The following is a 14,904-nucleotide window of genomic DNA, read 5'->3' on the forward strand; positions in this document are numbered from 1 at the left end:
ATGAAAGAGAATGCTGAAAACATGATTTAGGAGAAGTCGATATGTATGTGGGGAGGGAATTACTATGACAGAAAAAGGTACGATTAAACAGACATTATTAGGTGGGCTGACCGTAGGATTACTCCTTTTATTATTTGTATTATGTGGATGTGGAAATACGAAAAGTCAGCAGGAAGACAAGAACCAGCGGTCACAGAGCGCAGAGACGAAAAAAATAAATTTTTCTGAGGAAAAGTATGAGGAAAAAATCGTAGACAACAGAATTGCTATAGCAGAATATCCAAATCACTATGAGCAGGAAATACAGGAGATTCAGGACTTATCCTATCCGAACATTCATTTTACAGAGGATTGTACATTTGATCCGTTTCCAGAAGAACTTTCGAGATTATCTGTATTTTATACGACAGCACATGGAATGTCTGTGCAGGAAGGGCTTGAGACATTAGAAAACTGGCTGGTAAGCATCGGAAAACAGGAAGAGATTGATCTGGAAAAAGAAGTACGTGTCATAGGAGCTGATTTAGAAATGGATGAAAGTAAAGGTGCACCGGAATGTTATCCTTTATTGTCAGATGTTTCAATCGAACAGTTAGGAAGTGGAGATGCGTTACTTCTGGATACGAAACAGTGCTACGCTATGGTTGGCGTAGAGGGGATTTTTATGATGAGCGATGGAAAACTCAGTGCGTATCTTGGAGAAAACCCGAAACCAATCAACGATATTTATCTGAAATATGATCTTAAACTGCTTCAGTCAGGAAACCTGGAGGAGCTAAAAGAAGAAGTCTATCCTCTCATTTCCGGAGACTATAAGATTGGGGAAAGTGCAAAACAGGTAAAAGAATATTTTGAAAAAGGGACACCATTTCCAATGGCAGAAGGAGTAAAAATTGACATTCCGGATGTAAGTGTGTATCGCTTGGAGGCTGATACCTGCATGTATACTTTTAATGTCAGAAGATGGTTTGAAAATATGCCTTACCTGTATCTGCAGGATACCGATATTGCAAATTCTTATGAAGGCTATGCAATTGAGGAGTCGATGAAATATGTCAATGTCGTTGATGATACAGGCGTATCTACATTTAAAGGACCGTCAGAGTCTGATGTGGTTCATCCGCTGTATCAGGATACACAGATGGTTGGAGTGGAACAGGCGCTGGATATTGCAAGCAAAAAACTGGCATCCTTTTTGAAACTGGAGGTGCAGGAAGTAAAAATTGGTTATGCAAGTTATATGACGGACACTGGTCAGGGATTTAATGAAGATACGGCAGTTTATTATCCGTTCTGGAAATTCAGCGGGGTAAATACTGTGAAAAATCAGGTGTTGAATGTCTATGTCGATATGATTTCAGGGGCGGTATATTATACGTTCGGTAATGCGTAAATAACGGACTAGGTCATGTCAAAAAATAAAAAACATAAATAAGAAAGATGTATTGGAATATTTTACCGCAGAATAAGCATTCCCCCGCTTCAAGTGCGTAGAGCACTAAGCGGTGGGGAAGGGGGGATTGAGGTGAAAAGTGGTGAAACCGGAAAAATTAAGGGAAACATCAGAGCAGTATTTCACATCAGCAGTGTGGAATTTCAGCGCTGGATGCGCAGTAGCCGCCTGATCATTCTTGGCGTGATGCTGGTGTTTATACATATGCAGATTATTATAACATTACAGGATTGCGCGGTTCGTATGGGGGAGCCGGTAACGATATTGGAAGCATTTGTGGCGTTGGGAAATTCCGGTGTAATCGTGTTGATTTTACCGGCATTGTTTCTGGTGCTGTTATCTGATTTTCCGCAAAAGGGCGGGATTGATTTTTTGTATCAAATGCGTTGCGCTAAGAAAACGTGGATCTGGGGACAGATTTTCTTTGCACTGGAAGCAGTTGTATTTCTGGTAGCTTTTCTGATCGTATCTTCTTGTATCATGATGAGTGGAAAAGGTGTCTGGCAGATGAAATTCAGTAATGCGGTAACGTATTATTCCAGTACTTTTCCAGAACGGACAGGCGATTATATCTTGCAGTTACTTCCAGAAAATCTGTATCAGCAGATGTTGTTTTCAACTGCGGTACTACACACTATATTGATGCTGTTTTTATATTTTTTTCTGCTGGCAATGATTTTACTTTTTGTAGCACTGTGTAATCGGAAGTTTGTAGGAGTTCTGGTGGATGGAATACTAATCGTACTTGGAACAGTAAGCTGCTCAGCAAATGCAGCGTGGATGTGGTTATTTCCGATGGCACATGCAATTCCGTGGGTTCATTATGAAAAATATCTGCGGGCGCAGGTATTTCCAATCTGGGGATCTTATCTGTATCTGGCAGGAAGCTGTGTGGGATTGATGATTGGCTGCATGTTTGCAGCGAAGAAATATCAGGCGGGAAGGTAATAACAAATAATAAAGGAAAGGGGCAGTGTTATGAAACATAAAAAACATTTACTTGGGGTTATGATGATTGGAACAATGCTTGCAGTAACCGTATTATCCGGCTGTGAATCTGGAAAAACAAAAGAATTGGAAAAAACAGAGACGGTTTCACAGGACAATTTAGTAACATTAAAGGAAGCGCGCAAGCAGGCGGAAAATTTTGAATCAGAATACAAAAATCTGGACTTTTCGGAAGCACAGATAAAAATCCCGGATGTGCAGCAGGTTTATGAGATGGAGTTTCCAATATCGACAGATTCTTTTGATCGTCAGGTGGAGAAATTTGAGGAAAATATCCGGTTGTATGAAGGACTGGATGATAGGGTGGATCTGAAGCAGCATATGACACTGATGTACTGGGATGTGGCACAGAATGACCGGCTTATTATCCCAATTTTGGAAGCAACAGATGAACAGAAGGAGCAGGTGCAATATTTGGGCTATAACGATGGAACCTGCTCCGAACTGGTGATATTTTCCACCTTTATGCTGGAACTGGGAGATTATTCCGTGCCAACAGCACTGACTGGAGAGGAAGAGGATTATTCAAACAGACCTTATGGTTATCGGGGTATGAATCTGGGACATTCTGTTCAGAAATATGATCTGTCAAAAGATGATATCACTGGGATCAGCTATCCGTTATCTGATGGGGAGCTTGCGTTGACGGATGCAGTGCAGTTTGTGGAACAGCATATGAAAGAGGATTATTATTTTGTAGGTTCAGAATATCTGGATTATCATGTGTTACAGATTGATGTGCGGCAGCTGTCGGATGAGATCTATTATTATGAATTTGATATGGGAACTTCCTATGAGGGGCTTGCTTTGAATTACGATGATGCAACGGAGGTAGAGAAGGAGGGCGAAAGTGATGATGTGTTGAAACCGGAGGCTTTTGGAACGAATCATTTTGTGTCGATGTTTCAGAAAGACAGGCTTGGATTTATCTGGAGTTGCTGTCAGAATTTCGAGTCTGTAAGTGTGAAGGAAACATATGAGAAAATTTTACCGTTGCAGGATGTCTGTGAACTGCTGAGCAAATATGTCTCAGCGGATAAAGTATTTCACATTAGTTCTGTAGAGTTGGAATATCAGACAAAGTTTCAGTATGAGAATGAGAAAAAAAGGCAATTGGGATATGTAGAGTCAGTACAGTGCCGACCAAGTTATCATTTTTCCATCAAAAATACGCAGCTTTCAGAATTTAGCAGACTCTATTTTGATGTGGATGCGATAACCGGAGAAATTACAACAATGGGATTTTAAGTTAGGAAAACAGGATGAAGACAATTTGGCAGATGATAAAACTTAAAGTTATAAATAATCGAAAACTGTGGATTTGCTGTCTGTGTATTGTAGCAATGGCGTTATTGTGTTTCTTGAGTCCGTTTCCAAGTGGTGATCCGGATGAAAAAGAGACCGTGCTGAAAGTATGGCTTAATATTGACCGTGAGCAGTTACTGCAAATGGATGAAATGGCAAGTATTTATTCTGTGGCGGCGGGATTTCGAAACATGGAGTGGTTTATTGTGCTGTTGCCACTTGTGGCAGTGGTTCCGGGGATTTTTGAGTTTTCGGAAGTGTGGTTTGGCGGAAATTTCTATCTGACTGCATTGCGGGGAACGAAGAAGCAGTTTACAGGAAAATGTTTGCTGGAAAGTGCATGGAAAGCATTTTTATGTGTTGGAAGTGGAATTGTGCTTTATATTGTGTTGGTTGCTGTTAAATTTTTGCCGCTGGATGCGTATGTCAATGATGTAAGTGAAAGTATGATTGCCATGGTTTATGGAGAAACGCTGCTTCAGAGAATCGGTTGGCTGTTGCTTGCAATCGTGCACACAGGACTGTTGGCTGCAGTTTTTGCTATAACGGCATTGGTTTTGACGGTGTTGTTGGGAGACAGTTTTTTTGCAATCAGCAGTCTGGTGTTACTGGAATATTTCAGTAAAAAACTTGCATCCGGTTATGTGGGTGTTGTATATGAGCGATACGAATCCGGTGGATTGACGGTGCCGTTTAAGGCGCGGCTGGTAGATTTTTTGTTTCCATCAAATCATTTATTTTATGATCGTTCGTTTCAGTATGAGTTTGGGGTTTCTTATTGGGGATATGCAATATTCATCAGTTTGTGGATGGGTGGAATTGCCTTCTTGTTTTACTGGCAGGTGAGGAGAAGAAATGCGTAAAATGCATGAAATTGCCTGGATTGCGGGCATGGAATATCGAAAATGGTTCAGTCTGAAAAAAATGTTGATCTTATTATTTTCCATTCTGTTTCTGGGAGAATATATTTTTTCAAATATGGCGAGAGTGGCAGAGGAGACGGGCCTTTCGATCAATATTTTGGAGCCAATGGATCTGGTGTTGTCCTTTCAGTTTTATATGCTGGTGATACCGTTGATCTTTATTGTGCTGTTGTCTGGCTTTCCGGATAAAAGTGGGGGAAATATTTTTGTTATGATGCGTGCAACGCGTAGAATCTGGCTGGCAGGGCAGTTTTTGTTTGGACTGCTGGCTGGAGTTACCTGTCTGGGATCCTTTTTTGCAGCAAGTTTTCTGTGGATTGGGCGTGGGGCTGTCTGGCAGAATCAGTGGAGCGGATTTATGACAGACATTTATGAACGTTTTCCGGAAATCTATGGACAAAATGACCGTTTGTTTTTGGAATCCGGAACGATGAGTCATGGTACGCCGGTGCGTGTAATGATGATGGGTGTGTTGCTGATGCTGGCATATTTGCTGGTGATGCTTCAGATTTTGTGTCTGTTTCGGCTGATGGAACGGAGAAAACTGGGGTTACTGATCGCCATGGGAATTACAGTGTTAGGCGCTACGGCAGTTTCTTATATAAAATCATTAAAATGGATTTTTCCGCTTACGCATGCAATTTTTGGAGAACATTTTGATAGGTTTTATGCGCAGCCGTTGGTTCCGTTATGGATTTCGGCATTGTATTTTACAGTATTAAATGTTGGATTGCTATTTGCAAATTTGTATTTGGTAAAGCGGTGTCAGATTGCAGATGAGGTATAAAGATTAAGATTATATCGAGTGCACCAAAAAAGAAACGCGCAGCCCGTCTGAGTGTCTTATTAGAAATCCCCTGCCGATATGCGCAGGGGATTTCATCTTTTTATTTATCTCAGTCGAGAAGACTCCCACTTCTGCAAGTGGTGAGTAATAACAAGTCTTTCTCAGTGGGAGTACAATCTCCGACTGAGATAAACGCTCCGCGAGGATGTGCAGTGATTCTGAGAAGAATATGTCAGCTTTCGCTGACCAGAATCACGCACCAAGTCTCACGTGCGTTCGACTTGAACTACAATAGTTTCTGCTGTTTCAGATTCTTCAGAAGTATCAACCTCTTTCAATCTGGTTACATCCGCAAAGAACGCATTGAGTGCTTCTTCGGTATCAAAAGTAGCCAGATACATCTGATTTCCCATGGCATCTGCCAATGCATCCGGCATACGTTCTACCATCTTGAGTTGCTCCGTGTATTTTTCGATAATAGCATCCGGTGTCATAGCAAAATCCTTGCCATCCCGCAATCCTGCAAAGGCACAGAAGTGGTGAGCACCGACCGGTTTTTGTGTGGAATCATAGGCAACCATGTCTGCCCAGATTTTATACACATCGGTTTCACGGGCAAAATTGATCATATCCGGGGTAAATCCGCCGGAAGGACGCATATTGACTTCCAGTGCCATCAGATCGCCCTTTTTACCGAGCCCTTCATGGTCAGAGAGCAGGCGGAAAAATTCAAAATGCACGAACCGGCTGCGCACACCAAAACTTTTTACGGTTTCTCTGCCGAGATGGCGGGTGTCATCTGCCAGATCTTTCACAATGTAGAAAAGCGCGTTGTCGGCGTTGTTTACGATATCCATGATAGACATCGGTGTAACATTTCCTGCTTCAAAAATCGGATTGCCGTAAGAGTCGATGATCGCATCGTAGGAATTGATCTCAGCGTTGATAAATTCTTCCATGATATAAACGGTATCATCCCATTTGTTGGCGAAGAAATTGCCAAGTTCTTCATCAGAAGAAATTTTGAACGTATGGGAGGCTCCGACACCGTTATCTGGTTTCGTAACAACAGGATATCCAACTTCATGAATGAAATTCAGACAGCCCTCATAGTTGTCTACCATGTGATAACGGGCCACCGGAATACCGACACGCTGATAATATTCTTTCATACGGGATTTGTACTTGACACGCGGCATGTCCTCATTGTGAAAACCGCTTGGAATATTGAAATCCGTACGCAGACGGGCATCCTGCTCCAGCCAGTATTCATTGTTGGATTCTAACCAGTCAATCCGGCCGTAATGCCAGATAAAGTAGCCGACAGCACCATAGACTTCATCGTAGTTTTCGAGGCTGTCTACTTTATAATATTCCTGCAGGCTTTCCTGAAGCTCCGGACGCAGGTCGTCATAAGGGCAGTCGCCGATACCCAGAACATTCATGCCATTTTCTTTTAATTCATGGCAGAAGTGCCAGTAATTCTCCGGAAAATTCGGAGAAATAAAAATCACATTTTTCATAGTTATTCACTCTCTATCTGTTGTGTTCTAATTTTTTATTTATTATTTGTAGCAAAAGTTACAATTTTGTATTCAATAAAATATCATTAATAAGTGCAAATCGGTATCCTAAAAATATAAAATCCGTAAAATGTTCAAAAACTTTTATCTACACCGGATCGTACAGCAAATGTGGTACAAAATAAGTCACCTGCTTATACCACCAGTCCCAGTCATGCGCACAGTCATATCCCCAGAAGTCCACCCATGCCGGAATTTGTTTCTGCTGAAGAATATCCCGAAGCTGATAGGTGCTGACAGGTTCTTCCCATGGACCCTGCCCAACACAGATGATTGCCTTGCGGTGGCGGTATAGCTCCATGTAAGGATGATCTGCCGGTAAATTTGGCAGATAATGAACTGGTGAGTTCATATAAACCAGATCATCCATATAAGAACCAAATCCGTAGGACGCATCGTAAATACCGCTTAAGGCCAGCAATCCATTAAAAAGATCCGGGCGACGGAAATACAGGTTGGCCGCATGGGTAGCACCAAGACTGCATCCAAAAGCAATGATTCCCTTATTGATGTAATCAGATTGGTATTCCTTCATTTTTGCATGGATAAAAGGAACCATCTCATCGGTGAGATAGCGGAACCAGTCTTCATGACGGCAGATGCGCCAGCGCGGGTCACCGTTTGTATTGGACCAGGTCTCTGTATCAATGGTATCCACCGTAAAAATGGTGACTTCCCCGGAGTCGATCCATGGTGCCCATACATTCGTCATCTGGAAGTTTTCAAAGTCGAAAAAGCGTCCGTCCTGGCAGGGAATAAAAAGGATCGGCTGTCCGCCCTGACCGTACAGTTTGCATTCCATATCCCGGCCAAGTGCGGGACTGTAATTTTTAAAATATTGTATGTTCATGTGGAAAAATACTCCTTCCAATAAGTATCGGACAATCATAAAAGTGATTAGGACACAGTGGGTAGAATTTGTGTTTCTTCTATATTATTTAAGCGTTTGTGTGAACAGATTGCATGTATGTACAGGTATCATGAAATTGTATTCATGTTATTATAACTGATGATCGTAAGAAATTTTATTACAGATCATACATCAGTGTATTCATAAAAAACGGAATCTGTTTTTCCCAGCTTGCCTCACAATGTTCGCCGTTCGGTACGATGCGGCAGTCCAGATAAATGTTTTTCTCCAGAAGAAGATTAACCGCCTGACCAAAAGACTGGTCCATTTTTCGATGCTGTTTCATTTCACGGCTTCCATAGTCCATGTATAAAATGCTTCCAGAAAGCGGGCGGGAACGCCGGATCATCTGCATAAAGTCGTTTGGCGCAATCCACAGGGACGGGGAGAGTGCCGCTGCGCGGGAAAAAAACTGATTGTAGTGCAAAAGTGCGTAAATACTCATCAGTCCACCCATGGAACTTCCTGCGATAAAGGTGTGCTCCCGATCCGGAAGCGTTCGGTAATGTGTATCAATGTATGGTTTGAAGGTGCGGGTCAGCCAGTTCATGGTGATCTTGCCCTTACCGGTTATTTTGCCTTCCTTTGGTAAAGTAAAGTCATAAGGGGAATATTCCTGCAACCGTCCGTGATCCGGGCTGTGGTTGCATTCGATGCCAACGATGATCAGCGGGGTATGGGTGTATTCCATATATTCTTTCAGTCCCCAGGATTTTCCGTAGGTGGCATGAGTGTCAAAAAAGAGGTTATGCCCGTCAAACATGTACAGTACCGGGAACCGCTGGTTGGTGTCAAATGTGTATGCTTCTGGCAGACAGATGTATGCACTTCGCACTTCGTCTCCGGTGAGTTCCGGAATAGTGATATCCCATTTTTCTATCATAAAAAACCTCCGTTATTAATTCAAAAATTGTGTGATCATTCAGAAACATATCGATGTGTTGGTTCTGAATTATTACAATTTATCATAGCACAGTGGCAAAGAATTGGCAAGAAAGTACAGACTGTCATTGCAATACAAAACTATAGATGTTATGATGAGAGTGTTTTGTGTCTGTCGAAAGACAGCATGTAAAAAAGAAAATAAGAGGTATGAAAATGAAATCAAAAGAGAATGCAACGATCGGAAATATTTACCGGTTGAATGGGCGTGTGCCGTTGCTGAAGGCAATTCCCTTCGGCCTGCAGCATGTGCTTGCAATGTTTGTATCGAATCTGACACCAATCACCATGATCGGTCTGGCTTCCGGTTTAAGCGGTAAGGAACTGGCGGTTTTGTTACAGAATGCCATGTTTGTTGCAGGTATCGCAACATTGATCCAGCTGTATCCGGTATGGAAAGTCGGTGCAAAACTGCCGATCGTTATGGGTGTAAGTTTTACTTTTGTAACGATCTTAAGTTACGTGGGTGGCACGTATGGATATCCGACGATGATCGGTGCCGTTTTGGTCGGCGGTGTCTGTGAGGGTGTCCTTGGTCTGTTCGCAAAATACTGGAAGCGGTTTATCACACCGGTGGTTTCCGCATCCGTTGTTACAGCCATTGGTTATTCCCTGTTTACCGTAGGTGCCCGTTCTTTTGGCGGCGGCTATACCGATGATTTCGGTTCCGTACAGAATCTGGTGCTTGGTCTGGTGACACTGGCAGTCTGCCTGATCTTCAATGCCGTGGCAAAAGGATATTTAAAACAGTTGTCCGTGCTGGTCGGACTGATTGTAGGTTATATTATTGCATTATGCATGGGACAGGTCGATCTGTCCGGTATGCTGGATGGCGGTCTGATCTCTTTGCCGCACCTGCTTCCGTATCGCCCGGAATTTAATCTGAGTGCGATCATTTCCGTTGCCATTATTTTTATGGTATCCGCAGCAGAAACGATTGGTGATTCCACCGCACTTGTTTCCGGTGGACTTGGTCGTGAGATTACAGAGAAAGAGATTTCCGGAGCACTGGCATGTGACGGTTTCGCAAGTTCCATTTCCGGATTATTTGGATGTCCGCCGGTTACTTCCTTCAGTCAGAACGTCGGTCTGGTCAATATGACAAAAGTAGTCAACCGTTTTACCATTATGACAGGTGCTGTATTTATGATCCTTGCAGGTCTGTTTCCGCCAATCGGTAATTTTTTTGCAAGTCTGCCGCAGTCCGTGTTGGGCGGATGTACCATTATGATGTTTGGTACGATCATGATCAGTGGTATCCAGATGCTGGCAAAGACAGGTTTTTCTCAGAGAAATGTAACGATTGCGGCATTATCCCTTGCCATTGGTATCGGATTTACATCCACCAGTGAAGTGGAGATCTGGAATATTTTCCCGCAGATCGTCAAAGACGTATTTTCCGCAAACTGCGTGGCAGTTGTATTTGTGGTAGCGATCATTCTGAGCCTGATCCTGCCGAAAAATATGGAGATCGAAAAAATCAGTGAGTAAAAAGCAAATATAAATAGTAGAAGCAACATCTGTGGACTGTGTGCAAAAGTGAGGAAAAGTATGAATACGATTTTGTTTGATATGGATGGAACTTTATTTGATACGGAAAAACATTATCAGTGGGCGTGGCGCAAGGCAATCGCGGATGCCGGATATGAACTGGATGCGTCAGAGGTGCTGAAATTACGAAGCCTTGGTGCCCCGTATAATGTTGCCCAGTTTCAGGAGTGGTTTGGAGAAGAGGTCGATTATCGTGCGATCCGTCAGGAGAGAGTAGATTTGATGAAAGATATGCTGGCACATGAAATTCCGTTGAAGCCGCAGGTGCCACAGACACTGGAAAAATTGCGCCAGATGGGATATTCGATGGCAGTTGTTACAGCGACGGCACAGGAACAGGCAGTCAGCAATCTGAAACTGGCAGGGTTACTTCCGTTTTTTGACCATGTGATCAGTGCATCTATGGTAAAACGCGGAAAACCGGCGCCGGATGTGTATCTGTATGCCTGCGAGGTATTAGGGGTTCAGCCGGAAAACTGCTATGCGGTGGAGGATTCCCCAAATGGTGTGATGTCGGCACATGCAGCCGGATGCCGTACCATTATGATCCCGGATCTGTCACAGCCGGATGCGGAACTTTCCCGGTTACTGTACCGAAAGCTGGATACTTTTGGGGAACTTATAAATATATTGAAAAAGTGAAAAAATATTCGCAAAATAGACAAAATCGGGTAAACCATACCCTTGACAAAGAAAATAGATGTTGCTAGAATGTGCAGTAACGTAGAAAGGTGGTTTTCACATGAGAAAACAAGTGTTATCTCTGTTAGTTGAGAATACTTCCGGTGTTTTAAGCCATATTTCCGGACTGTTCAGCCGACGTGGATATAATATAGACAGTTTTTCCGCAGGCGTGACAGCAGATCCGAGATTTACCAGAATTACAGTAGTTTCCAGTGGAGATGAACAGATTCTGGAACAGATTGAGAAACAGCTGGCGAAACTGGAAGATGTAATTGACATTAAAAAACTTCAGGATGGAGAGTCCGTATGCCGTGAACTGATCCTTGTAAAGATAAAGATCAATGATACACAGCGTCAGGCAGTACTTTCTGTTGCTAATATTTTCCGGGCAAAGATCGTGGATGTCTCTAATGACTCCATGGTGATTGAATTGACCGGTGGCCAAAGTAAGCTTGATGCTTTTTTGGATTTGTTGAGAGGATATGACATTCTTGAGCTGGCTCGTACCGGAATTACCGGACTGAGCAGAGGTTCTTCGAATGTTACTATTATAGATTAAATAATCATTTGCAAATGGAGGATAAGACAATGGCAAACGCAAAGATTTATTACCAGGAAGATTGTAACCTTTCTCTTTTAGAAGGTAAAACAATCGCAGTGATTGGCTATGGTAGCCAGGGACATGCACATGCATTAAATGCAAAGGAGTCCGGATGTAATGTCATCATTGGTCTTTACAAAGGAAGCAAATCCTGGGCAAAAGCAGAAGCACAGGGCTTCGAAGTATATACAGCAGCAGAAGCTGCAAAAAAAGCTGATATCATCATGATCCTGATCAATGATGAGCTTCAGGCAGATATGTACAAAAAAGACATTGAGCCGAACCTTGAGGCAGGTAATATGCTGATGTTCGCTCATGGTTTCAATATCCACTTCGGATGCATCAAACCACCAGCAGATGTTGATGTTACAATGATCGCTCCGAAAGGACCGGGTCATACAGTAAGAAGCGAGTATCAGGCAGGCAAAGGTGTTCCGTGTCTGGTAGCTGTAGAGCAGGATGCTACAGGAAAAGCTATGGATCTTGCACTTGCATACTCACTGGCAATCGGTGGAGCAAGAGCCGGTGTTCTTGAGACAACCTTCCGTACAGAGACAGAGACAGACCTCTTCGGTGAGCAGGCAGTACTTTGTGGTGGTGTTTGTGCATTAATGCAGGCTGGTTTCGAGACTCTGGTTGAGGCTGGATATGATCCGAGAAATGCTTACTTCGAGTGTATCCATGAGATGAAACTGATCGTAGACTTAATTTACCAGTCAGGTTTCGCTGGAATGAGATATTCTATCTCTAACACAGCTGAGTATGGCGATTACATTACAGGACCGAAGATCGTTACAGAAGATACAAAGAAAGCAATGAAGAAAATCCTTTCCGATATTCAGGATGGTACATTTGCAAAAGAGTTCTTACTTGATATGTCTCCAGCAGGACGTCAGGTTCATTTCAAAGCTATGCGTAAATTAGCAGCAGAGCATCAGTCTGAGGCTGTTGGTGCTGAAATCCGTAAACTTTACAGCTGGAATGGCGAAGATAAGTTAATCAATAACTAATCAGAAATACAAGACGGGGGTTGCGCATGCGCAGCCCTCTTTTTTAACTAAATGAAGGAAGTCCTCCTGCTTTGATTGCGTAAAGCAATAAGCAGGGCAGGGCTTCTCTTTATCAGGAGGGAATGTATAACCTTCTGATAAGCGGCATAGCAGCTATTTGGTTATGAGCAAGTAGCGTAAGCGGATTGCGAATATCCGCTTGACTCTTGTATTCTGAAAATGTGTATGATAAAATATTGTTTAATGAGTTGATTTACTACAGTAAAGTGATAAAATATATTTTACTGTGAAACATAAGGAGGAACATACAATGGGAATGACTATGACACAGAAAATTCTTGCTGCCCATGCAGGACTTGATTCTGTAACAGCCGGTCAGTTAATTGAAGCAAAACTGGACGTTGTTATGGCTAATGATATTACTGGTCCGATGGCGCTGCCGATTTTTCGACAGATGGCAGACAAAGTATTTGATAAGGATAAAGTAGTACTCGTACCGGATCATTTTACACCGAATAAGGATATCAAATCCGCAATCAACTCCAGATCTATTCAGGATTTTGCAAAAGAGCAGGGACTGAAATGGTATCTGGTACAAGGAAAATGTGGTGTAGAGCATGCAATTTTACCGGAGTATGGAATCGTTGTAGCCGGTGAATGTATCATCGGTGCAGATTCTCATACCTGTACATATGGTGCACTTGGTGCATTTTCCACCGGTGTAGGAACTACTGATATCGCAACAGGTATGGCAACCGGAGAACTCTGGTTCAAGGTTCCGTCCGCGATTAAATTCGTACTGACTGGAAAACCGGGTCCGTATGTCAGTGGAAAAGATGTTATTATCCACATCATCGGCAAGATCGGTGTAGATGGCGCATTATACAAATCTATGGAGTTTGTCGGCGATGGTATCGCAAACCTGACCATGGATGACCGTTTCACTATGGCAAATATGGCCATTGAAGCAGGTGCTAAAAACGGTATCTTTGTCGTAGACGATCAGACAAGAGCTTACATGGATGCTCATTCTGACAAACAGTACACTGCTTACGAGCCGGATGAAGATGCCCAGTACGATCAGATCGTTGAGATCGACTTGTCTGAAGTTCGTCCGACGGTTGCATTTCCACATCTTCCGGGCAATGCAAAGACAATTGATGAAGTAGAGGCTATGGAGCCGATCAAGATCGATCAGGTAGTGATCGGATCATGTACAAACGGACGTATTTCCGATATGAGAAAGGCGGCAGCAATTTTAAAAGGACATACCGTTCATCCGGATGTACGTGTTATGGTTGTTCCTGCTACACAGGAAGTATACAAAGAATGTATCAAAGAAGGTCTTGTTGATATCTTTATCGATGCAGGCTGTGCATTTAATACACCAAGTTGCGGACCATGTATGGGCGGTCATATGGGTGTTATGGCTCCGGGTGAGAAATGTGTATCTACCACAAACCGTAACTTTGTCGGAAGAATGGGAGATGTAGAGTCTCTGATCTATCTGGCATCCCCGGAAGTGGCAGCAGCTAGTGCGATTGCAGGTTATATCGCAAATCCTGAGAAAGTAGGTGACAAATAATGAAAGCAGCAAAAGGACATGTATTTAAATATGGTGACAACGTAGATACAGACGTAATCATCCCGGCAAGATATCTGAATTCATTTGACGCTCAGGAACTGGCAACCCACGCAATGGTTGACATCGATCCGACCTTTACACAGCGTGTACAGCCAGGTGACATTATCGTGGCAAGAAAGAACTTTGGATGTGGTTCTTCCAGAGAACATGCACCGTTATGTTTAAAGACCGCAGGTGTAAGCTGCATTATTGCAGAGACATTTGCACGTATTTTTTATCGTAATTCCATCAATATCGGACTTCCGATCATTGAGTGCCCGGAAGCATCCCGTGAGATCGAGGAAGGCGATGAGGTAGAAATCGATTTCGACAGTGGTAAAATCTATGACCGTACAAAAGGAACCGAGTATCAGGGACAGGCTTTTCCACCATTTATGCAGAAAATCATTGACAGTGAAGGTCTGGTAAATTATATTAACAGCAAACGAAAATAATTGTGATCTGTCGGGTGTTTTCCAGAACAATAGCTTCTGCGTATGATCAGGAGAAAATTGTGGAAATA

Annotated in this window: 14 protein-coding genes; 11 read left to right on the top strand and 3 right to left on the bottom strand. The window is 42.8% G+C overall.

Going from position 1 to position 14,904, the window contains the following annotated elements; translation table 11 throughout:
• Positions 1-64 precede the first annotated feature (64 nt).
• The 5 genes from DXB15_RS02795 (at position 65) to DXB15_RS02815 (ending at position 5,476) form a co-directional block, all read left to right on the top strand.
• The gene (locus DXB15_RS02795; protein WP_118701957.1) at positions 65-1,393 is read left to right on the top strand and encodes a hypothetical protein; all 1,329 of its coding nucleotides are present in this window, start codon (positions 65-67) and stop codon (positions 1,391-1,393) included.
• Positions 1,394-1,525: 132 nt separating this feature from the next.
• Positions 1,526-2,401 carry a hypothetical protein gene (locus DXB15_RS02800; protein ID WP_118701958.1) on the top strand — a complete coding sequence of 292 codons (876 nt, stop codon included), beginning with the start codon at positions 1,526-1,528 and terminating at the stop codon, positions 2,399-2,401.
• A gap of 30 nt (positions 2,402-2,431) precedes the next feature.
• A complete protein-coding gene (locus DXB15_RS02805; RefSeq protein WP_118701959.1) occupies positions 2,432-3,709 on the top strand; it encodes a hypothetical protein in 1,278 nt (425 codons plus the stop codon).
• Between the two features lie 14 nt (positions 3,710-3,723).
• Positions 3,724-4,629, top strand: a complete 906-nt coding sequence (locus DXB15_RS02810) for a hypothetical protein (protein ID WP_118701960.1) — start codon at positions 3,724-3,726, stop codon at positions 4,627-4,629.
• Complete coding sequence (locus tag DXB15_RS02815; RefSeq protein WP_118701961.1) at positions 4,622-5,476, top strand: hypothetical protein; 855 nt, start codon at positions 4,622-4,624, stop codon at positions 5,474-5,476. The genes DXB15_RS02810 and DXB15_RS02815 overlap by 8 nt, the downstream gene beginning before the upstream one ends.
• Positions 5,477-5,742: 266 nt before the next feature.
• Here DXB15_RS02815 and DXB15_RS02820 read toward each other — a convergent pair whose 3' ends face one another.
• From DXB15_RS02820 to DXB15_RS02830, 3 genes are all read right to left on the bottom strand, one after another.
• On the bottom strand, positions 5,743-6,999 hold the full coding sequence (locus tag DXB15_RS02820; protein ID WP_199670974.1) for an ATP-grasp domain-containing protein: 1,257 nt from the start codon (positions 6,997-6,999) through the stop codon (positions 5,743-5,745).
• Positions 7,000-7,147: 148 nt separating this feature from the next.
• Complete coding sequence (locus DXB15_RS02825) at positions 7,148-7,909, bottom strand: esterase family protein (RefSeq protein ID WP_118701962.1); 762 nt, start codon at positions 7,907-7,909, stop codon at positions 7,148-7,150.
• Between the two features lie 178 nt (positions 7,910-8,087).
• Entirely contained in the window at positions 8,088-8,852 is a 765-nt protein-coding gene (locus tag DXB15_RS02830) for an alpha/beta hydrolase (protein ID WP_118701963.1), read from the bottom strand.
• Between the two features lie 215 nt (positions 8,853-9,067).
• Here DXB15_RS02830 and DXB15_RS02835 point away from each other — a divergent pair, with 215 nt between their 5' ends.
• The 6 genes from DXB15_RS02835 to DXB15_RS02860 all read left to right on the top strand — a co-directional run bounded on the left by DXB15_RS02835 (position 9,068) and on the right by DXB15_RS02860 (position 14,836).
• The gene (locus DXB15_RS02835) at positions 9,068-10,402 is read left to right on the top strand and encodes a uracil-xanthine permease family protein (protein WP_118701964.1); all 1,335 of its coding nucleotides are present in this window, start codon (positions 9,068-9,070) and stop codon (positions 10,400-10,402) included.
• Between the two features lie 60 nt (positions 10,403-10,462).
• Positions 10,463-11,104: an HAD family hydrolase gene (locus DXB15_RS02840; RefSeq protein WP_109214695.1), complete on the top strand. Its 642-nt coding sequence runs from the start codon at positions 10,463-10,465 to the stop codon at positions 11,102-11,104.
• Positions 11,105-11,204: 100 nt separating this feature from the next.
• On the top strand, positions 11,205-11,705 hold the full coding sequence (ilvN, locus tag DXB15_RS02845) for an acetolactate synthase small subunit (RefSeq protein WP_021738992.1): 501 nt from the start codon (positions 11,205-11,207) through the stop codon (positions 11,703-11,705).
• A gap of 29 nt (positions 11,706-11,734) precedes the next feature.
• Entirely contained in the window at positions 11,735-12,757 is a 1,023-nt protein-coding gene (ilvC, locus tag DXB15_RS02850) for a ketol-acid reductoisomerase (protein WP_022035425.1), read from the top strand.
• Between the two features lie 310 nt (positions 12,758-13,067).
• Positions 13,068-14,342, top strand: a complete 1,275-nt coding sequence (gene leuC, locus DXB15_RS02855) for a 3-isopropylmalate dehydratase large subunit (protein ID WP_118701965.1) — start codon at positions 13,068-13,070, stop codon at positions 14,340-14,342.
• Positions 14,342-14,836, top strand: coding sequence for a 3-isopropylmalate dehydratase small subunit (locus tag DXB15_RS02860; protein ID WP_118701966.1), 495 nt, complete (start codon positions 14,342-14,344; stop codon positions 14,834-14,836). Before leuC ends, DXB15_RS02860 begins: the two co-directional genes overlap by 1 nt.
• Positions 14,837-14,904 lie beyond the last annotated feature (68 nt).

The sequence above is a fragment of the Roseburia sp. OM02-15 genome (assembly GCF_003481835.1).
Classification (GTDB): domain Bacteria; phylum Bacillota; class Clostridia; order Lachnospirales; family Lachnospiraceae; genus Eubacterium_I; species Eubacterium_I ramulus_A.

Bases quoted from the DNA above. Each gene is read 5' to 3' on its own strand.
- ilvC (WP_022035425.1), top strand. From the start codon at position 11,735: ATGGCAAACGCAAAGATTTATTACCAGGAAGATTGTAACCTTTCTCTT.
- DXB15_RS02810 (WP_118701960.1), top strand. From the start codon at position 3,724: ATGAAGACAATTTGGCAGATGATAAAACTTAAAGTTATAAATAATCGA.
- DXB15_RS02835 (WP_118701964.1), top strand. From the start codon at position 9,068: ATGAAATCAAAAGAGAATGCAACGATCGGAAATATTTACCGGTTGAAT.
- DXB15_RS02820 (WP_199670974.1), bottom strand. From the start codon at position 6,999: ATGAAAAATGTGATTTTTATTTCTCCGAATTTTCCGGAGAATTACTGG.
- DXB15_RS02815 (WP_118701961.1), top strand. From the start codon at position 4,622: ATGCGTAAAATGCATGAAATTGCCTGGATTGCGGGCATGGAATATCGA.
- DXB15_RS02830 (WP_118701963.1), bottom strand. From the start codon at position 8,852: ATGATAGAAAAATGGGATATCACTATTCCGGAACTCACCGGAGACGAA.
- DXB15_RS02860 (WP_118701966.1), top strand. From the start codon at position 14,342: ATGAAAGCAGCAAAAGGACATGTATTTAAATATGGTGACAACGTAGAT.
- DXB15_RS02805 (WP_118701959.1), top strand. From the start codon at position 2,432: ATGAAACATAAAAAACATTTACTTGGGGTTATGATGATTGGAACAATG.
- leuC (WP_118701965.1), top strand. From the start codon at position 13,068: ATGGGAATGACTATGACACAGAAAATTCTTGCTGCCCATGCAGGACTT.
- DXB15_RS02825 (WP_118701962.1), bottom strand. From the start codon at position 7,909: ATGAACATACAATATTTTAAAAATTACAGTCCCGCACTTGGCCGGGAT.
- DXB15_RS02795 (WP_118701957.1), top strand. From the start codon at position 65: ATGACAGAAAAAGGTACGATTAAACAGACATTATTAGGTGGGCTGACC.
- DXB15_RS02840 (WP_109214695.1), top strand. From the start codon at position 10,463: ATGAATACGATTTTGTTTGATATGGATGGAACTTTATTTGATACGGAA.
- ilvN (WP_021738992.1), top strand. From the start codon at position 11,205: ATGAGAAAACAAGTGTTATCTCTGTTAGTTGAGAATACTTCCGGTGTT.